This is a genomic window from Flavitalea sp. (genome assembly GCF_035489435.1).
Lineage (GTDB): Bacteria > Bacteroidota > Bacteroidia > Chitinophagales > Chitinophagaceae > DATHKG01.
The window spans coordinates 1-20935 of record NZ_DATHKG010000180.1 but is presented as its reverse complement, the minus strand read 5'-3'; the positions used below and the strand labels follow the sequence as shown (position 1 = coordinate 20935).

12 protein-coding genes are annotated in these 20935 nt (G+C 41.9%); 6 read left to right on the top strand and 6 right to left on the bottom strand.

Going from position 1 to position 20935, the window contains the following annotated elements; genetic code table 11:
* Positions 1-7: 7 nt before the first annotated feature.
* The gene (gene katG / locus VK664_RS28435; protein WP_461402124.1) at positions 8-2278 is read left to right on the top strand and encodes a catalase/peroxidase HPI; all 2271 of its coding nucleotides are present in this window, start codon (positions 8-10) and stop codon (positions 2276-2278) included.
* Positions 2279-2813: 535 nt separating this feature from the next.
* Positions 2814-3989, top strand: a complete 1176-nt coding sequence (locus VK664_RS28430; protein WP_461402123.1) for an Sb-PDE family phosphodiesterase — start codon at positions 2814-2816, stop codon at positions 3987-3989.
* A gap of 72 nt (positions 3990-4061) precedes the next feature.
* Here the strand turns inward: VK664_RS28430 and VK664_RS28425 are convergent, their stop codons facing one another.
* Positions 4062-6440, bottom strand: a complete 2379-nt coding sequence (locus VK664_RS28425) for a TonB-dependent siderophore receptor (RefSeq protein ID WP_461402122.1) — start codon at positions 6438-6440, stop codon at positions 4062-4064.
* A gap of 656 nt (positions 6441-7096) precedes the next feature.
* On the opposite strand from VK664_RS28425, the gene VK664_RS28420 reads away from it, so the two are divergent.
* A complete protein-coding gene (locus VK664_RS28420) occupies positions 7097-8236 on the top strand; it encodes an acyloxyacyl hydrolase (protein ID WP_461402121.1) in 1140 nt (379 codons plus the stop codon).
* 80 nt (positions 8237-8316) lie between these two features.
* Here the strand turns inward: VK664_RS28420 and VK664_RS28415 are convergent, their stop codons facing one another.
* Positions 8317-9489, bottom strand: a complete 1173-nt coding sequence (locus VK664_RS28415) for an ATP-binding protein (RefSeq protein WP_461402120.1) — start codon at positions 9487-9489, stop codon at positions 8317-8319.
* 95 nt (positions 9490-9584) lie between these two features.
* Positions 9585-11891 (bottom strand): S8 family peptidase, encoded by a 2307-nt coding sequence (locus VK664_RS28410; protein WP_461402119.1) that lies wholly within the window; start codon positions 11889-11891, stop codon positions 9585-9587.
* Positions 11892-12334: 443 nt separating this feature from the next.
* Here VK664_RS28410 and VK664_RS28405 point away from each other — a divergent pair, with 443 nt between their 5' ends.
* Positions 12335-13846 carry a caspase family protein gene (locus VK664_RS28405; protein WP_461402118.1) on the top strand — a complete coding sequence of 504 codons (1512 nt, stop codon included), beginning with the start codon at positions 12335-12337 and terminating at the stop codon, positions 13844-13846.
* Positions 13847-14200: 354 nt separating this feature from the next.
* Here the strand turns inward: VK664_RS28405 and VK664_RS28400 are convergent, their stop codons facing one another.
* On the bottom strand, positions 14201-15193 hold the full coding sequence (locus VK664_RS28400; RefSeq protein ID WP_461402117.1) for a hypothetical protein: 993 nt from the start codon (positions 15191-15193) through the stop codon (positions 14201-14203).
* 244 nt (positions 15194-15437) lie between these two features.
* Positions 15438-16403: a hypothetical protein gene (locus VK664_RS28395; protein ID WP_461402116.1), complete on the bottom strand. Its 966-nt coding sequence runs from the start codon at positions 16401-16403 to the stop codon at positions 15438-15440.
* A 426-nt stretch (positions 16404-16829) separates the two neighbouring features.
* Here VK664_RS28395 and VK664_RS28390 point away from each other — a divergent pair, with 426 nt between their 5' ends.
* Together VK664_RS28390 and VK664_RS28385 are read left to right on the top strand one after the other, a co-directional pair.
* A complete protein-coding gene (locus tag VK664_RS28390; RefSeq protein WP_461402115.1) occupies positions 16830-17189 on the top strand; it encodes a hypothetical protein in 360 nt (119 codons plus the stop codon).
* Positions 17190-17271: 82 nt separating this feature from the next.
* On the top strand, positions 17272-18876 hold the full coding sequence (locus VK664_RS28385; protein WP_461402114.1) for an FAD-binding oxidoreductase: 1605 nt from the start codon (positions 17272-17274) through the stop codon (positions 18874-18876).
* Between the two features lie 143 nt (positions 18877-19019).
* Here the strand turns inward: VK664_RS28385 and VK664_RS28380 are convergent.
* On the bottom strand, positions 19020-20935 hold a 1916-nt coding region (locus tag VK664_RS28380; protein WP_461402113.1), incomplete at its 5' end, for a bifunctional YncE family protein/alkaline phosphatase family protein.

Below are 20935 nucleotides of genomic sequence, written 5' to 3'. Positions count from 1 at the left end.
ATTTACAATGGGAGACAACGACATCAGCAAATGCCCGTTTCATAACGGAAAACTAAAAGAAAATGTCGGCGGTGGCGGCACCAGGAACCGTGACTGGTGGCCTGACCAGTTAAAAATAAATATTCTGCGCCAGCACTCTTCATTATCAAATCCACTGGGTGAAGATTTCAATTATGCAGAAGCGTTCAAAAGCCTTGACCTGGAAGCAGTAAAAAAGGATCTTCATGCACTTATGACCGATTCACAAGACTGGTGGCCCGCAGATTTTGGCCACTATGGCCCCTTGTTTATCCGAATGGCATGGCATAGCTCAGGCACCTATCGTGTCAGTGATGGACGTGGTGGCGGAGGAACAGGTCAGCAACGATTTGCACCCCTCAACAGCTGGCCCGATAACGTGAGCCTTGATAAGGCACGCCGCCTGCTCTGGCCGATCAAACAAAAATATGGACGTAAATTATCATGGGCTGATCTCATGATCCTTGCCGGAAATATTGCGCTCGAATCAATGGGCTTTAAAACTTTCGGTTTTGCCGGCGGACGTGAAGATGCATGGGAACCACAGGAAGATGTTTATTGGGGATCCGAATCAACCTGGCTTGGCGGTGACATCCGCTATGCACATGGTTCTGAAGGAGTAGCCAAAGACGGAGCGGTTCTCGTATCAGATGATGATACTCACGGTGATATACATACGCGGAATCTTGAAAAACCACTTGCAGCCGTGCAAATGGGCCTGATATATGTTAACCCGGAAGGACCAGATGGCAATCCCGATCCGGTTCTTGCTGCAAAAGATATCCGTGATACTTTCGGCCGTATGGCAATGAATGATGAAGAGACCGTTGCGCTGATTGCCGGCGGACATAGCTTTGGTAAAACACATGGCGCGGCTCCTTCCACTAATGTGGCACACGAGCCCGAAGCCGCTGGAATCGAAGCCCAGGGTTTCGGTTGGAGTAATAGCTTTGGTTCAGGCAAAGGCGCTGACACTATTACCAGCGGACTTGAAGTTATCTGGACAAAAACACCGACTCAATGGAGCAACAACTTTTTTGAAAATCTTTTTGCCTTTGAATGGGAGCTGACTAAAAGTCCCGGCGGTGCACAACAATGGGTTGCAAAAAATGCAGACAATATTATTCCCGATGCATTTGACCCGGTAAAACGACATGCTCCCACGATGCTCACCACGGATATCGCGCTGCGACTCGATCCTGAATACGAAAAAATATCAAGACGATTCCTGGAAAACCCTGATCAGTTTGCTGACGCATTTGCAAGAGCCTGGTTTAAACTCACGCATCGTGATATGGGTCCACGTGCTCGTTATCTCGGTGCTGATGTGCCTGCTGAAGAACTGATCTGGCAGGATCCTATCCCGGCTGTGAACCATCCTTTAGTTGATGACAATGATATTGCATCTTTAAAAGCAAAATTGCTCAACGCTGGTCTCACGGTATCACAACTCGTATCAACAGCATGGGCATCGGCCTCAACTTTCCGCGGTTCTGATAAACGTGGTGGTGCAAATGGCGCCCGCATTCGTTTGGCGCCTCAAAAAGACTGGCATGTAAACAACCCTACACAATTATGGAAAGTATTGTCTGGCCTTGAAGGCATTAAGAAAGAGTTTAATACATCAGCAGCAGGTGGCAAGAAAATTTCACTCGCTGATCTGATTGTCCTGGCTGGTAATGCGGCTATTGAAAAAGCAGCTAAAGATGCAGGTCATAATATAACTGTTCCATTTAAGGCCGGACGCATGGATGCTTCACAGGAACAAACCGAAGTGGAATCTGTTGCATTCCTGGAACCAAGGGCAGATGGTTTCCGCAATTATCGCAAACCAAACGCAAGGGTATCAACAGAATCCTTGATGATCGATAAGGCCCAGTTGCTGACACTTACGGCTCCGGAATTAACGGTGCTGATTGGTGGTATGCGTGTATTGAATACAAATTTTGATGGTTCCGCTCATGGTGTGTTTACAGAAAGACCAGGTATACTTACCAACGACTTTTTTGTAAACCTTCTCTCCATGGGCACTGCATGGAAACAAGCTTCTGATGATAAGGAATTATACCAGGGTTATGATCGCGCAACTGAGCGACCAACCTGGACTGCCACCCGTGCAGACCTGGTCATTGGTTCAAATGCGGAACTGAGAGCTGTTGCCGAAGTATATGGAAGTGCAGATGGACAGAAAAAATTTGTAAATGACTTTGTTGCAGCCTGGACCAAGGTAATGAACCTTGATAGGTTTGACCTGGCATAGTCGCTGATGATTGGTAATAAAAGCTGATGATTGATAATAAAAAAGGTGGCAGAAATCTGTCACCTTTTTTTATTGCATCTTATATGGTACAATTGATTTAAACGTCTCACATTGTACAATTGATTTAGATAATAGATAAATAATTCAGAGGCACAATCACCATTGATTAATAAGTTTTAAAATATTGACTAATTAGTTTTAAAAATATAAAAACAATAATGGCTGGAATACTTCCGGTATCAGTAGCCCTCCCAAAGGCAGTTGCCACCTAAATCCGCAAGGCTTATAGCAATAAAATAATATAGCAAACAATGCTAAATACGGCATAATATGACAAACTGAATCCAGGAGCTTCTTTAAAATGAAAGAAAAGACAAACTGTAAAATGAAAGCAAAGACAAACCGGATAAATGATCATATTATAACTGTGAGGCGATTTAATATTTAGATAATATCAGCACGTCTCCAAAAGAGGAATATTTGCACCTCGGAAGCAACCTGCTTTCGAATGAAAATATTTAAACACATGTGCAGTATGCAAAGAGTAAAAATGGCGGGACTCACCTCGTTCCTACTGGTTTGTTTAGTTGTTGTTAACGCCCAGGATTCAACCAGGAAAAAGATCAGCCTTCCGGACATTCCCGGCTATGTTACTTTAAGATGCGATTTTCACATGCATACCGTATTCTCTGACGGGCATGTATGGCCGACATTTAGAGTGAACGAAGCGGTAAGAGACGAGCTGGATGCAATATCGCTCACCGAGCATATTGATTTTGAAGGGCAGCCGGATGATATCAAAAGAAATTATAATCGTTCGTTTGACCTGGCTACGGAAGCGGCAAAAAATAAAAACCTGTTGGTGATCCGTGGCGCGGAGATATCGCCGCGGGTACCGCCTTATCATAATAATGCCTTATTCCTGAAAGATGCGAATGTGATACCCAGCCCGTATATGAAGGACTGGAAGAAAAAGTTTGTGATGAAAGACAGTATCAAACATGATGAGCTGATGGCGCCCTTCCTCGAAGTAAAAAAGCAGGACGCATTTGTGTTTTACAATCACCCGGGTTATTCCTGGTGGGATAAAAAAGATACCAGCATATTTACCAGCTTTCATAAAGAGTTACTCGAAAAAGGAATTTTGGCCGGCGTAGAAGTAGCCAATTCAGGTAAATATAATATTATCGCTCACCGTCTTGCCATGCAATATAATCTCACCATGGTTAGCAACACAGACGAACATTATGACATGTTTGCAAGGTATTACGAAACGCACCGGCCCATGACACTCGTATTTGCAAAAACCAAGTCCGAAGCGGCTATTAAAGAAGCATTAAAGGCGCGCAGAACAGCGGTGTTTATCGACAACTACATCATTGCACGTCAACCCGAAGCTGAAGCTTTCTTTAAGTCATCTATACAACTTTCCGTTAAAAAGCAATTGCGAAACGGCGAACCAATACTTGTTGTTGATCTGCTTAACAAATCCTCTGTCCCGTATCAAATCAGGGCGACAGCGCAGTATAATATTGAAGAATTTCCACTTGGACAAACAACATTACAGCCAAATGTCAAAACAACGATCATACTAAAGGCTATCTGGAAATATCCAAAAGAAATACCCCTGGGAATTGAAGTATTTAATATCATCGTATCTCCGGAAGAGTCATTGAAAACAGAGTTTAATCTTGTTATTCCTCAATCCTGATTTCAAACAGTAGTACTTCAACTTGTAAAGCCCTTTAAGTACTACAACTTGTAGTCCATTTAGTTCTTCAACTTAAAATTTATACGCAATAGAAAACCGCAATGATCTTGGTGATTCTGTTTGCCAGTTATATGCGTTCAGGGATGGATACCATGAACCGCTATAAAGATATTCATCCAACACATTGAAAACATTTGCATTCACCCTGATCTTATCATTTTCCCAGAACAATCCTGCATCGAGCTTGAAATAATCTTCCAGCTCTTTGCTGGGATCGGGAGCCTTTTCCCAATAGGTTGCACGATCGCCTAAGTATGTTCCGCCGGCAGAAAAACCAAGGCCTTTCAAAGCACCACCCTGTATCTTATAACTCAACCATGCATTTGCAGTATGTTTCGCATAACCAGGAACGATATCTCCTTCCTTCACAGCTGTAACACCTTTCGCCACCTTAATCACCTTTGCTTCTGTGTAAGCATAGTTGGCAGTTAAATTCAATCCTTTTATTATAGTTCCGCGCAGATCAAACTCTAGTCCCTGGGCTCTTTTCTGTCCAAGTTCAATACTCAGGTTTGAAGTTGGCGGACTGTTGGGATCAGCTATAAGTTCATTGTTCTTAAGAATACGATAAGCAGCCAGGCTCGTAAACCATCTGCCTTCAAACCATTCTTTTTTAACTCCTAACTCCATGTTGTTACCAGTGATAGGCTGCACTTTTCCACCGCCAGCGAGTACCCCGGTCTGGGGAACAAAAGCCTGGTCGTACAGCGCATATAATGAAGTCGATTTATTCGCAGAAACACTCAGGCCAACCCGTGGTGTAAAATGTTTTGCTTTATCCGGTGAAGCACCCCAGGCTGATTGTTTCAGATCTGTGTATCTGCCAGCCAGCGTAAGTCTTACCATATTGTTGAAAAAGCCAAGTTCATCCTGTACATAAACACTGGTATAGGATTGGTCCATTAGCCCACCTGCTTTGATAGCTCTTTCTTCCAAAGGTGTATTGCGGTCAAATACAGGATAACCATTTACCGGAACTCCATAGTTGGGATTCTTTGGATCAAATTCAGCACCGGCAGTATCGAGATCATGATACTGACCCCAATCGGCCATGTAGTCTTTGTTTGCCATATCAACCCCGGCAAGGATGCGGTGACGGATAGCACCAGTAGTGATGTCTCCATTCACAAACACCTGCGCCATGGTCATCTTACTTTTTGCATCCCAGATACTAACATTGCGTATGAGACTGCCATCTGCATTCACTGATGTAGGCCATGAAGAAGACCCAACCTGGTTATAGATAAAATGTGAACCCCGTCCTGTAATCTTCCAGCCAGTTGCGAAATCATGCTGGATGCTGGCATAAAAACTATGATCGTTGATCTTTGTTCCAGGCAAACCACCAGGCAGATTTGTAAAATCAACCGGAAGTGATTTAAATCCATCTGGTGAAAACACATAGAATGAACCAACGTCGCTCATGTTGGCACGTTGATAATTATATTCAAATGTCAGTTTTGTTTTTGGATCGAGTTGATAGGAAACCACTGGCGCAATTACATATCGATCATTATATTCATTGACACGATGTGATTTTTTGTTTTGTGCAGCCAGGTTAAGCCGATACAATAAACGTCCGTCTTTGCTTAGTTTGCCATCAAGATCAAGCGTTGCTCTGTATAATCCATAGCTGCCTGCCGTGAATGAAACTTCTCCCTTTGTCTGGCCGGTTGGTTTTTTCGTTACCAAATTATAAAGTCCGCTCGGATCTCCATTTGATAACATAAATCCTGCAGGGCCTTTTACAAATTCAATCCTGTCTACAAAACTCATGTCCTCGGTGAGCGGACCCCAATAAGAACTCACAACATTAAATCCATTGCGAAATGCCTGTATCTGTGAACCACGAGCCGTAATATTGGTATACATATCGCCCCAATGTTCCAGCCTTGTGAGGCCGCTAACGTTGCGGATAAGTCCATCACTCATACTGATAACCTGCTGATCCTTTAAAACATCTTTTGTAACAACCTGGATATTTTGCGGAACCTCTAATATTGGCGTTTGAAGACGAAGACTGCTGGAGGGAGCTCTTTCGCTATATCGGCCGGAATAGGAAGTAACCACAACCAGCTCCAGTTCTTTGCCACTTTCATTTAGCATAAAATCAACTGTCTCTACCTGGTCGGCTTTTACTTCCACTGACTGTTCCTGGGTTTTCAACCCGGCAAACGAAGCCAGCAATGTATATGTTCCGGGGTTGATATTCTTAATCAGGTAATTGCCTTTTTTATCGACGATAGCGCCTTTGCGATTATCTTTCAAAGTGATATTTACTGCTTCACCGGGATGACCGTCCTGCGTTTTCACAGAACCTTTGATCGAACCCGTTTGAGCTATAGCTGTAATGCCAATAATTAGTAATAAAGGTGTAAAAATCTGTCTCATAGCAATAGTATACCCCATTTTCTTTTTGTATTTTCTGAAACGCGAAAGTATTATCATCCGTTTGCCAGGGCTATAGCTGTCGGGAAATTCATTGTCGAAAGAAGGAAATTCATCAGTTTCGGGAACTTTAGATCGCGGGCAGACCTGTACTCATTAGCGTCAACTTTGAACCTGCTTACTGAGGAGTAAATAAGATGGTAAGATGATGTTTATTGCACGCTATATATTGGTAGACCGCTACAAATGAGTAGACCGCTATAAATGGGTATCCCGCCACAAATGGGTAAAACGACTTTTCAATAATGACCGCTATTTCAGTCATTGCCTCCAGTGTTTGACTGAAATAGCGGTCATTTTAAAAATCACCAAAACAAAAGGCTCCCAGGCTCCAACGCCAGTAACTAAATCCGGCTTTTCGTTCAGTTTATCAAAATGTGGTTTGAGGTGTTTATGGGCAAGGTTTCTTAACAAATAAATTAAGAACACCCCATGACGATAAAGCTCTCCACAACCAGCCATTTTTAGATAGTTGTGGAGGGTTATAAAAAATTATATTCCTCCATAACTATACAATTTTGTTTGCTTGTGGAGGATTTATTACCATTCACCAGAATAACATAAGTCCTAATTTTGTTTTGCGGTTGAAATTACGCGCTATGTACTGCAGAATAAAACAAAGCCTGTTACTGGGGTTATTCATTGTCATGAATGAGGGTAAGGGATTTTGCCAGGCAGACTCAATGTCGAGACTTAAACCCGTATTCAGCATTGGAGCGGGTTTACAACACGGATTTTTTTTCGCACATTCACCCGAAGTTCAGAATACGAAAGGAGCAAAACCGACAGGCGCAGAACTGATATTTTCCTGGCAACGAAATGATCCCGCGATCTGGAATCTATGCAATTGTTATCCGCGCCAGGGATTTCTGATCAACTATTACAATTATGATACAGAAATTCTTGGATCAGCATTAACCTCGGCATTTTTTCTTGAGCCATCGTTCAGGATCAGCGAAAAATTTCATTTATCTTTTGAAGCTTCAGCTGGTTTGTCTTATCTGACTAATCCTTTCGACTCTGTACATAATCCCGGCAATCAATCTTACAGCACAAAATTGAGCGGATATTTATTGGTTGGTGGGGGAATCTGGTATAAGATAAATGGGCATTTCTGGCTGAATGGATCTTTAAACTATCAGCATATCTCCAATGGTGGATTTCGTCAACCCAATAAAGGAATCAACTGGCCTACAGTTGGTCTCGCCGTTAGTTATCAAAAAGAGGAGCGGAAATTTTATTCGGGCAAAAAAGAATTAAAGAAATATTGGAAGGATAATGGCCCCCGTTGGGATGTTGCTGTGTTTGGAATTGCAAAAAGAATAAGGGATGAGAATGGGAATAGTAAACGGCTTCCATTGATCGGGCTTTCAGGACAAGGTTCAAAGCAAATTGGTGCTATTCATGCATTAACAGCCGGGCTTGAATTGTTTTATGATGATGCCTTGAAAACCAAAATCGAAAACGATACACTACACGCAAGTGAAAATGTCAGCGCTATTAGATCCGGCATATTGATTGGCCACGAATTTCTTTTAGGCAAGTTTATTTTTAGTCAGCGCCTTGGTGTATACATAATCAATCCTACCGATTATTTTACGACAATCTATCATCGGTGGGGTATTCAATATCGCTTCAATAAACATTGGGGCGCAGGTTTTAATCTACAGGCTCATAAACATGTTGCGGACTTTATTGATCTAAGGATTGTTTATTCATTTCAGCGAATGGGAGACTGAAGTGTTTTGAGACTTGATGACTTTCCGGGATTTATTTATACAATGGTTGGTTTCATCTCACATCGGATTCAACAAAGGTTCTAATAGTCCAGGATCATCTGCATAAGCCCTTCCAACGATACTGCAGTCACACCTTCACCCATAGAGAAAGTATCAGTACCGGAATACACAACAAACCGTCTGTCAGCCTTTATATCATCACAGGCGATATAAAATCCCTTAGAAAGTGATGGAAGAGAATTTCTCTTAATTTCGATTGCCCATTTTTCTTTTCCAGAAAACTCCAGAACAAGATCTATTTCGGCTCCATCCTGCGTACGGTAAAAAAATGGTAGCACCCTTGAATCCACTACTGACATTATATTTTCAATTACAAAACCTTCCCAACTTCCACCAACCACAGGATGCCCGAGTATTGTATTGTAATCACCCAAATTTAAGAGTGCGTGTGTGAGGCCAGAATCTCTTATGTATACTTTTGGAGATCGAGCAAGTCGCTTACCAATATTGAATGTCCAGGGCTGAACCTTTCGTACCAATAAAAGGTCAATCATCAGGTCAATGTAACGCGAAATAGTTACCCCGGACACTTCGAGATTTCTTGCCAGTTGGGCGTTGTTGAGTAGCGTTCCCTGATTGTGCGCAAGCATGGTCCAAAGCCTGTCAAGTGTCACTGCAGGAATTCTTGGACCGAGTTGAGGTATATCTCTTTCCAGGTAAGTTTTGATAAAATCTTTTCGCCAATCCAGGCTATCCTCATCAGAACCAGCAAGCAGACTTTCAGGAAAGCCACCTCTAGCCCAAAGCGAGTTTTTATTTTCAGGAGCACTGGCAGTATATTCCAGCATGTCTATAGGAAACAACTCGCGATAAGCAATACGGCCAGCCAGGGATTCACCTGATTGTTGCAGGAGTGATAATGATGCAGAACCAAGGAGAAGAAATTGACCATTCTTTTTCCCGCGTCTGCGGCTTTTGTCAATGATGCCTCTTAAAGAAGCGAATAGTTCAGGCATTCGTTGCACTTCGTCAAGAATAATCAGTTTGTCTTTATTCTGGTCATAAAACGCTGTAAAGTCTTTTGCCTTTTCCAGGTCAAGGCGGTCTTCAAGGTCAAGGTAAACAGCCGGGATTGTCTCGGAAATGTCTAAAGCAAGCGTTGTTTTACCGATTTGACGTGGCCCTAACAACGCTACGCTGGGTGTCCTGGCGAGCGCACTGACGATTTGTGTATGGAGTCTTCGGGTTATCAACCCTGCAAATATAACATTAAATATTACATTTGCAGGGTTCAAAATCTTTTATTCTTATAGTCATTATTTAGCTCCTGGCAACATCACCCAAGCTGCTACTTTCCCGTTATCACAAATTGTTTTGTAATCAAAATATCCTTGCCGCTAACTCTGACAAAGTAGGATCCACTCGCAAGCGCATGCAATGGCACAATAACTATTTGGCCTGTATTGTTAGGCTGAAGACTTCGCTTTAAAACCATTTGGCCGACACTATTGTATATAATCATATCTACAGGTACAGGTGACCGGTAGCTTACCCAAATTAATGTCTTTGCAGGATTAGGAAATAATTTTAGGTAAAAATTTTCTAAAGTACCCCCCGAAATAACAGGTCCTGGACCTCGGATTGGATTTTTTATTTCGCAGATTGGATTACTGGCACAGAGTTCTGCTAACGCTGTTTCCAAACCAGTTATAGCTTTGAAAGCATCAATCTTACCATAGCCCGATATGTTGTTGGGAACCGGTCCGTTTACAGCAGTAAAGTCATCATTATAAGCCGAACTTTTTATCTTTTGAATAATCACATTCCTGGTAAGTGTTGAGTCGCTTTCCCAAATCAATGCCGCGATACCTGCAGCAATCGGGCTTGCTGCGCTGGTACCACTAAAAGACTGAAGGCTGGTATCGATGATAAACTGGTGACCCGTGTAGGTATCCATCCTGGACCTTGCAGCCAGCACATTTTCACCGGGGGCGATAATATCCGGTTTAACCCGGCCATCAAGTGTTGGCCCATGACTTGTGAAATAAGTTACCTGGCATGATGGAAAGGAACTCACTACTTCATTGTGAATATTACTCACATAGCATGAACGAATATTATAAGCACCTGTACTCAGTACAGTGAATGCATTAGACGGTATGCCCGTGGTATATTGATTGTCGGTAGACCGATATGTTGGATCATTGGGATAGGGATTGCGATCAAAAAAATAAATCGGGTGAAGATTGGCAAATGGATACCAGCCATGAACGGTTCCGATGCCTTTGAATATAAAACGGTAAAGATGGTCATCGAAAGGTATCCCGCCTGTTCCGGAACTATGCTCGAAAGTAGTTACGATCAGTTCATCATAGTCTTCATTGTAATGTGATGCTGAAAAAGTGATTGTTGAAGAAAGATGACTGGTTTTAGAATAGCTCTCGAATTGAACAGGCGCATTACTATCTATAATCGCAGCAATATTTACAAAAGGTGTCTGGTAAAATATTGAGTCGCGACTGATATTTGGATTGCCCACGTTCCCCAGTTTCGCTTCTGCGATACTGAATGAAAGGTTTGCACTGTGCTGCTTTGGAATAGTAAAATACATTGAAGCTTTATAAGCACAGCGGAAAAAACCAAAACTGGAGTCTTTATGGATAGGCATGCCACCCCAGTGTTTCCAGCTGTTCCCTGAATTGCCCGCAGAGACTGCAACCAGGATATCCGGCTTTTCTGAACAAAATTCATCAATTGCCCTCTCGACCATACTCTTTCCATCATGCGGGCCGCCATCAAGAACCCCGAGGCTGATATTAATCACGCATTTTTTATTGAGTGATCTGGCCCTGGAATAAATATATGCGATAGCGTCAATGAGCCGGTCAGATCTAAGAAGAGTATCAGCGAAAGCGGAAAGTGCCACTGAAACAATTGCTGCACCGGGCGCCGTGCCATTTTTACCGGCAGCCAGGCTGGTTACCGGGGTTCCATGTCCACCATAACCAAACAGCTTCTGCATGTTCAGTTCATTGATCCCCTTTTTATTGAAAAGATTCGCATAATGGTTGATAGAATCCTGTGTCCATACATGACCGTAACTATAACCAACCGGCGGATTTCCTCCCTGATCCATGTTCCAGAGTTCGGTCACCCTTGATTTGCCGTTAGAATCTAAAAAATCGGGATGAGAAATATCGAGTCCGTCGTCAATGACACCAATCAGCACATTCTTCCCGGTGAACCCTCGTGTTAATGGAGAATGGCCTTGAATAACCCGGTCGGCTGTAACGAGCCTCTTCATCGTGGTATCCAATTTAGTCAGCAACAGAGGCAATTCCATCCGCCGGATCGATTTTTCGGAAGCGAGGTTCCAAATTAGATTTATTGGTACATCAACAGTCATGATGTTTCCTGTCCTGGTGCGTAGGCGAACAATCTTTGGATTGAATGGAAGGCCGGTAGAACCTGGTTCAAGCTCGATAAACAGCGGGACATATGTAGTTCCGTGACGAGCTGTAATAAATCGTGGATCAGGCACATCTGCTGCCAGGAATGTTTTCAGGGAGGCGCTTAAGCGGGAAATCCCCGATGATTGGGCAATGGCATTCTGGACAACCAGCAGCCAAAAAATAGCGAGGGGCAGGTAGCGCAATTTGGGGGGAGTTTGTTGCCTGACAATGTTTTCGTCGGTATTGTTGCAAACAGATTGAAACTAGTTTCCATCAATGAAGATAAAATTAAGATTATAATAGGGTCTCATTGGAAATGTGGGCAGGCATTTAAATTATCCTCTTGGGGATTCAGACTATTGGGGAAGTTGAAAGTGGCTATTTTGTAAATAGTTCACTACTCGAGATCGCTGTCACCCGTTGAGTTTCCTTCCGCTTAAGTTATATGATAATCTAGAATGCCAAGCAAAGATTTCAATGTATGTTTTTCGACATCAACTTATCAACATGCAAAAAAAACGTTACCTTTTATGACTGCAAGCGATGACTACCAAGTTTATATAAAAATCTTATTCCTATGCCTTTTATTGATGACAAATATGGTGAAACAGCCCTCAGGGAATCGAAGCCGGCGCACATTTATGCTGTGTTAGTTGGAATCAATAACTACCCGGTTAAACCCCTTGGTGGTTGTATTAATGATGTGAATGCCGTTGAAGAGTATCTACAGAAAATGTATGGGACAAACAAAAATATAACGCTAAAGATTAAACGAATTACGGACGAGGATTCCATTAATCCTACAAGAGAAAATATTATTGCCGGTTTTGAACATTTCAACAACGCAGCTGAAAACGACACTTGCTTTTTTTACTATAGTGGTCATGGCTCCTGGTCACCCGCACCAAAAGAATTCTGGTCAGAGGTTGATATGCGCAGCGAATCATTTGTATGTATCGACAGCCGAGTACCGGGTGGAAAAGATCTGATGGATAAGGAAATGGGTTACCTGATCTGGAAAACGATGGCCGGTAAAAAACAAACACGGTTTATCGTAATTACAGATTGTTGCCATTGCGGTACTATAACTCGTGACTTGGAAGATAGTGGCATTACGGAACGCATGATGCCCTATGCGTCCGAAGCCGTCAGTTTTAAAGAATATCTCGGTTACGAATCGCGCGTTAACGGAATAAAATATTATAACCCGGAAAAAGATACTGTGACAGGTGAAATAAAAGCCACATTTCGTCAAGGCAACCATATTCATCTGGCTGCTTCCCGCGAAAATCAGACTGCAAAAGAACTCAATATTGATGGTGTGAAGCGGGGCGCCTTTACGTATTCTTTACTGAAAACATTACACTCTATCAATGGAAATATTTCTTATCAAGACTTGATTAAAAAAACGTTGCTTGTTTTAGAGAATCTAGTCTATGATCAACAACCCACTTTAAATCTTTACGAGAATGAAAAGACGGACTATACTAATGATTTTTTTCTAACACGGGCGAGCTATGAAAGAGAAATTCTAGAGAATAATTGGACGGAATTACCCGAATTAACTCAGTTGCCTGCTAGCAAGCGACCGTATGAGCTCGGCTTATACAGGAATAATATTGCCGGTTATTATAAAGAATCAAATTTTGAAAAACTTGATTTAAATGATGTTATTAATGACTTTAGGTATCTTGAAGATGAAGGTGGCGAATTGCACCAGCCTGCTTTCAGACTGTTTATCAAAAACACCAGCCAGGAGCCACTATGGGTCAGCAATGCATATCTCGGATTTGACAATAAAATATCGACAGACTTTTTTGAAATTATTGAGCGGCTAGCTCCGGGTAACAAAGCTTGGCTCACATTCGTCAATGAGGAATCACAGGAAGCCACCGTACTACTTAACATTGATGAAAAGTATGCCGAGTTGGGTTATAATGAAATCACGGAATATCTTAAGCTATTTATTTCAACACAGCCAATTGATCCTGACAAAGTAAAACAGGATGGCCTGGACATACCTGTTATGAAAACTAGATCAGGTGATTACCACAGCCCTTCGTCTATTGCTGCTAAAATTCCGGTAGGAGCCTTCAATTGGTACACGGAAACAATTGGATTCCGTATAATCCACCCCTCCCGGAAAAACAGACATTGAGCCAAGCAAAGCCACAACTTTACTATCAGTTACAATTGGTAGTCAAACGATGTATTGGTAACAATTAGGAGCATCACCGAACGCGTAGATGTAACCGGCTGGAAATATAGCGCAGAATTGGTTTAAGTATAGCAGACCGTATGAATTATTTCACCAACAAGGTTGTACTGGAGAAAATATCGACCATATGATCATTATTTTCCTTCCTGCCAAACTTTTGCTTGAGAATCAGGAGAATATTCAATTTGAATATGATGCCGATAATGTAGCATTTCTAAATGCATAATTGAGGTTTCCATTTGGGTTGATTTTTAGTAAAGGCTCTATCGAACATTTAAGTTGACTGGCATAAGATCAAAGTTTTAGATTTGTTAACTCCTTCGTCAATTTCGTCTCTAGATCTTTTATTGTTGTATAAGCCAAACATCGCTGGCCGCGTGTATCAAATGTGAGTTCTTTCGTATCCTTTACTAATAGGACCGTTTTTTTGTTTAGGCCCCAGGCATAACCTACTTCCAAATATACATTGGGATTTGCCGTAGTCAAGTCCGCTATTATTAAATCGGCAATTTGAATCCTTTCCTTAACAAACTCCATCACATCCCCAACAAAAGATTCAAGGTCTGCCCTTTCACATAAATAGCCACAAGATTTTACAGCTCCTTGAATTCCATAATGAAAACAGTCATCAAATTCAGAAGCGAAAGGCATAGCCACAAAAACACGCTTTTTATACACTGAATTGTCACCAGCGTTATTCAACACCTCAGACGAAGCCTCATCCAGTTGTTTTATCTCTTTACCATTATGCGAAATCGGGAACAAACTTTCGAGAACTATTCGAAGGCGTGTTACTCGTCCAAGTGATTGTTCCACAAAAATAATTTCTGAAAGACTCCTGGGTATATCTCCTTTATTGATACTTTCTAATATACCTCCTAGCTGACTTTCAAAGGCTTCGCATTCATCCAACCCATAGCCTGGTCCGTGAATTGTCATTAAAACAGTCTTAACTGACGGGTCTGAATCTCTTAAAGCAATTAGAGCGCTTTTTCCAAATTCTCGAATTTCCTTATACTGAAAATTCCTGAGATTCGCGACTCCCAGGAACATAACGCTGTTAGTGTTTGTGATTTTATAGCTATCGGTTAAAAAACTTTTTCCAATATCGGGAAGCTTGTTAGCAATTGGTTTTCCTAATCTTTCAAATTTAGTCACAACCTCTCGATCAAGACCATAAACTGCTTGTGCATACTTTAATACTAAAGTGTCAGCTTTTATTCTCAACGCGTCACCGTGTATAAGCGAAATATTTACACCTGATAAATTCATTTTGCTTGTACTCATAGTATAGCATTAGTAATTGAAATTGACCATTGGAGCTAGTTAAATATTATTAAGTTTATAAATCTCACTTATGTAAAATAAAAGCTGGAAGATACAAAAATCCAGAATCGGGATTCCCTAATAATATTGGCAAGCAAAAATGAAACACGACTATCTTTTCGCCCAACCATGGGAAACCATGGGAATCTTAGAAAATTTTCCATCCCCTCTGATTGTAAAATTTTCATCCTAGATTATGAACTTGCTACCCAACAATATTCCACCTATAACTGGGATTATAAACTTCGAAAAAACCAGTAAATTCGTTGTCAAATTTGGCTTCTGCTTCAAAATTATCCATTCCCCAAACAATGGTCATTTGAGTTAATTCCGGACCTACAATGTATTTACAATTAACTTGTTCTTTGGTTAAAAAATTTTTGTACACAAAGGTGTTTTTATCCTGGAAAGTAATAGTTTCATAATTATTCGCTTTTTTCCAAGTAGTATAAATGAGGAATTTTTGCAAATGATCTATAGACAATATCTTTCGAAATTGTTTCACAATTTCAGGAAAGTCGAAGCCGCCTGTGGTGCCTTTTGATCTTGAAAATTGTTGAACATCGTTTAGTATCTGGTTTAATAGCTGAATTTCAAGCCTATCTTTCTGAATTCCTATAGTTGACTGGTGCTTGATGCCAACCTTTTTCGCTATAGAATAGCGACGTTCTTTGTCATTTATAGTTTGTTCAATTACTAGCGAAAGCTCTTTAATAGACTTTTGAAGTTGCGACGGTTGCAATAAATGAGAGTACTGATATGTATAGTACTGATTTAAATCAAAGTATTGAGATGTGATGTCATCTTTAATTAGGATAAACTTTTTGTCTGATCGAAGTGCCCATCCTAACTCAAGAAATGTATTGGGATTTCCTGAGGACAAATCGCAAAGTACCAAATCTGCATCCTCAATTTTGTTCCAAATATTGTCCACAATTAATCGACTTTGCAAATCATCGTCGTCGCGCTGTACTTTAAAACCAGACTTTTCAAGCGCGGGGACAATCAACCCATCGTATACTTCAATCCAATGATTTGTATCATTAAGATATTTTTCGAGATCTCCCGGTTTGACTGTAAAAGGCATGATTACAAAACAAGCAGGTTGGTGTGAAACTACCGTACTTTCAATTACGCGGTAAGTTTTACCCGGAACTTTATTTACTCCCATTTTAATGATATTTTTCAATTATCTGATCGCTTTTGGACCCGAACTATCCATTGTGTCATTGCCAAAAGCGTTAATGAAAGTAACATTCGTAAAGACCTTCAGTACATTTGACTATCTAGCAATTTCTGAGAATGCTATAGTTAGGCTTATTAATTTGAAGTTAATACTTTTCAAGAAAAGGTGTCTGTTTCTCATCAGGGGTGTAAAGAGGTTTAACCTTAGGCCTCAGATATAATCCTCCACCGTTACCACTTTCAGGTATATATGGAATAACTTTATTAATTTACATTTGACTTGGCCTAGCAAATTCCCACCCTCGATAACTCATTACCAGGTACGACCTCCGATCACGACGGCAATATTTGAATAAATAAACCTGGAATTGAAATCAATAGTCTGCGCTGCTGAAACTCTAAAGCCTTTCATATGACCCAAAACCGCTCCATTCAACTAAATCACATTATAACCCCGCTTATACTGGCTGTTCTATTATCATCCTGTGCAGTCAGCGACACCGTCCTATCCCGCCATTATTCTGATCAGCCGGCCAAGGCCAAACAACTATCGCATGTGGGTAAAACGCATTGGTCATATTTCTGGGGATTGTTAAAGCAGGATGAATGGCCCGCGGGTTGCCAGGCCGGTAGTAACATGAGCAGGGTGAAAGTGAAAACGAATCCCGGCTTTATAATCATATCATTTCTTTCGCTTGGAATCGCCGTTCCTCAAAAACTGGAATGGGATTGTAGCCCGCCGGTCAGAAGTGATGGTGAGATCGGGAACTGAATTACTATCGATTGTGCGTTAGCGTTAGTTGCCCCTTAGCTCTTATACATGTTTTCCTTACTCAAAATAAATTCTCATCATCATGCCGACCTTACCAACGGGTGTGGAGCAATTTCATCCCGAAGAACCCTGGAGCAATGCACATCAGAATTTCACACATAAGTTTAAGCGGGGGGCTTCCTATGCACTTCGCGTGTTTTCTTCCCAATCTACCTTACCCGATTATAACGCAACAACTGCAAATATTCAGTTTTTAATTAAGCAGGCCATTGCCAACGGAACCACCTTACGCGCAATGGGTAATAACTGGTCGTTTTCAAAGGTTGCTGTCTGTAATGGTGGATTGATCAGCACAAAAGCACTCAATCTCCGGTTTCGCCTGGCGAATAGTTCTTTTGCGCCGGAATTTCTTGCATCAGGGAAAACCAAACAGGATGTTTTATTTGTGCAGTGCGGGATGACGATACTTGAACTTTCCGAATACCTGGAAACCATGTCAACTCCCCGCAGATGCCTTGTTGCCTGCGGTGGCAGCAATGGACAGTCGGTGGCAGGCGCTTCCTCAACCGGTACACATGGTGGTGCTTTACATACCGGTGCATTGCACGATGGCATCCTGGGCCTTCATATTGTGACAGGACCAGATACACATGTGTGGCTCGAACGATCTTCAAACCCGGTGGTATCGGATGAGTTTATAAACCGGCTCGGCGCAGTAAGAAAAACGGATGATGACCTGTTCAACGCAGCCTTAGTAAGCTTTGGAAGTTTCGGCGTAATTCACGGCATACTCCTCGAAACTGCACCATTGTTTTTGCTCGAAGAACACAGGTTCGATAATGTTGTAGTCAACGATGTATTGATCGCTGCAATACAATCACAGGATATAGCAGCACTTAAAACGATCATTCCAAACTGGCCGGAGGAAAGTGCTGAGCGCAGCTTGTATCACCTGGAACTCGCGATTAACCCGCATCAATTCGAGCACAACAATGCAGCTAAAGGTATTTATATCCGTACTTTTTATAAGATCCCCTGCCCCGACACTTATAAACCTGTGCACGACCCGGTTACAGGTGGTCTTACATATGCAGATGATACTATGGGCATTGTTTCTCAAATATTGGATAAGGTGGGATCAAACGTGAGTGCGTTGGTGATTAAACCACTGGTAAACGCACTTTTTAAATCTGCTTTACGTGCAGCTCAGCCAGCACCTAAGACCATGGGTGAAACGTTCAGGCACACACGATTTCGCGGACAGATTGCCAGCGCCGCTTTTGCGGTTGACTGCTCAAATGTATTTGCCGTTGTAGATATCATTTGTGCGCTTAATGAAAAAACGCCGCTTGCTGGTGGACTTGCTTTTCGCTTTGTAAAAGGAACAAAGGCCACGCTCGGTTTTACAAAGTTTCCCAAAACTTGTGTGATAGAAATGGATGGACTCGATGCAAAGGTGACAAGGGCTTTTTTTGAAAAGGTCTGGCTCACCCTGGAAGAAAAAAATATTCCTTATACACTTCACTGGGGTAAGATGAATTTTATTCTTAACGGCCCACGTGTAAGAAAGATGTATGGCGATGATAAAGTAAATGACTGGATAGAATCCCGGCACGAGCTACTTTCCGAACCTGCCAGGAAAGTATTTACCAATGATTTTATGGTTGAATGCGGGCTTGATATATGAAGTCAGGGCATTTAATTTAACTGCATTTCTGTTTTAGCTTACATTGACAGAATTATCTAAAGCTTTACATAATTCTGTCAACGTAAACAGTAACCCGGGATATCCCTTAGTAATAATTTTAATAACCGCGAGCGCATTCTGAACTATTTCTTTGGCAGTATTGGGTAAGGAGTATCATATCCCTTAACCGAATGCCACAAGATCAGGTTTAGCGTATCTTCATCCGCTTCATCGATAGCTAAATTCATTTCCATTGATTTTTCTGCCCAGTATTTTTGCTTGCCAGACAGGGTTGTCAATTTAGGATTCATCTCATCAAGCGGAATTAAATTAGGCAATACTTTATAGGGTGTAAAATCGGGTTCGCTTGTAAAACAATCCACCATTGGCGTTGCTATCAAATCAAACTGGCTCATGGGAGCAACCCCTAAAATCAGTTGAATAGTCCGCAGAATACTGTTCTGATTATAAAGTGTACTCACTACAGATTTTCTCTTCGTATATGGACTAATGCAAAATGATATTGTTCTTCTTCCGTCTACGTGATCAAGACCATTCTGCGCATCGTCCTCAATCACAAAGATCACCGTCTCCTTCCAGAATTTGCTCTTGCTTACGGCTTCAACTATTCTTCCGAGTGCCAGATCATTATCGGCTACCATAGCCCGCGGTGTTGGAAAATCTTCCTGCGTGGCTGATGTGTGGTCGTTTGGCAAAGACATGATCATGAAGTTGGGGAAGGAATCATTTTTTTCAAATGCATTAAGTTCCTTAATAAATTCCGTTGCTTTATACTGGTCGTTTATGGTGCGGGGAGAGCCGGTATAGGTAGGACACACATAGGGCCTTATGGTATGAAGTCTTGCGGACGCATGTATTTTTATTTTGCCTGTTCCCTCTTTATAATCCTTGTAAATGTCCATCCACGTCGCATTTTCAGGTGTCACTTTATCCTGTACGAATTCACCGTATGTCCGAAATTTAAGACCCGATTTTATCACATTATCCCAAATAAAGCCTGAGGATGCAAACACCAGGGGATCATCCCCGCTCCAGGGATAACTTCGTGCGAAATCCGGGAAGGCTTTTTCGAGGTAATCTGTTACATATCCCTGGCTGGTCCATTGATGCCCTTCAGCGCTTTTCACGCCATTGCAATACATATTATCCAGCAATACGAACTGCTCGGCAAGAGAATGGTGATTGGGAGAAATCTTCCTACCGAATTGACACAATGTGCTGTCTCCGTTACCCTGCGGCATGTCGCCAAGTACCTGGTCGTAGGTCCTGTTCTCTTTAACAATATAGATAACGTGCTTAAATACTGATTTCTCGCCTGGCCTGGTGGGAACAGGAACTAATTTTTCTTTTACCTGTTCAAGAGGAATGCTCCTTGCAATCCCGGGCAACCGCATATTCGTAGCGGCTTTAATAGTATAGGTTTCCAAAGTGCTTTTATCAGGCACGGTAATAAAAGAAACTGAACCCAGTTGATCAGTAACGCTGTGGCCGTTTGGCCTGTTGCCTGTCTGCCTGCTGCCAACACCCTTTGTATTAGCTACAATAAGTTCCCTTCCATTATCCGACAAAATAACCGCACTCGGATACCAGCCTGTCGGTATCAGTCCTTTGACCTTGCCGGTGGAAAGATCAATAACTGCTAACACATTATTACCGGCATTGGCCACATAAAGTGTTTTTCCATCAGCAGAAAGAGTTAAAGCATTTGGCGCGCTTCCAAAAGGCAGCTCCTGCATTGGTTTCGTGCTAATTGTTCTTATAACCTTATCGGATTTGGTATTAATTACAGAGACGAGGTCGCTGTTTGCATTAGCCACATATAATTCTGTACTGTCCTGTGAAAAGGTCATCCCGCTCGGATGCAGATTCACAGTCAGTTCCTTAATTACTTTATTAGTGACCAGGTCAATTACCGAAACTGTACCCGATGAAGCGATACCTGTTTTTTTATCAACAACAACCGGGCTTCCCGAAGAAAAACTTGTAAGGTCTTTCGAATTTGGTCGTCGGCCACCCCAGTTGGTAACATAAGCCTTGT

What these genes read in the sequence shown, in the direction of transcription:
- katG (WP_461402124.1), top strand. Translation starts at nt 8, where the DNA reads ATGGGAGACAACGACATCAGCAAATGCCCGTTTCATAACGGAAAACTA.
- VK664_RS28430 (WP_461402123.1), top strand. Translation starts at nt 2,814, where the DNA reads ATGCAAAGAGTAAAAATGGCGGGACTCACCTCGTTCCTACTGGTTTGT.
- VK664_RS28425 (WP_461402122.1), bottom strand. Translation starts at nt 6,440, where the DNA reads ATGAGACAGATTTTTACACCTTTATTACTAATTATTGGCATTACAGCT.
- VK664_RS28420 (WP_461402121.1), top strand. Translation starts at nt 7,097, where the DNA reads ATGTACTGCAGAATAAAACAAAGCCTGTTACTGGGGTTATTCATTGTC.
- VK664_RS28400 (WP_461402117.1), bottom strand. Translation starts at nt 15,193, where the DNA reads ATGAGTACAAGCAAAATGAATTTATCAGGTGTAAATATTTCGCTTATA.
- VK664_RS28395 (WP_461402116.1), bottom strand. Translation starts at nt 16,403, where the DNA reads ATGGGAGTAAATAAAGTTCCGGGTAAAACTTACCGCGTAATTGAAAGT.
- VK664_RS28390 (WP_461402115.1), top strand. Translation starts at nt 16,830, where the DNA reads ATGACCCAAAACCGCTCCATTCAACTAAATCACATTATAACCCCGCTT.
- VK664_RS28385 (WP_461402114.1), top strand. Translation starts at nt 17,272, where the DNA reads ATGCCGACCTTACCAACGGGTGTGGAGCAATTTCATCCCGAAGAACCC.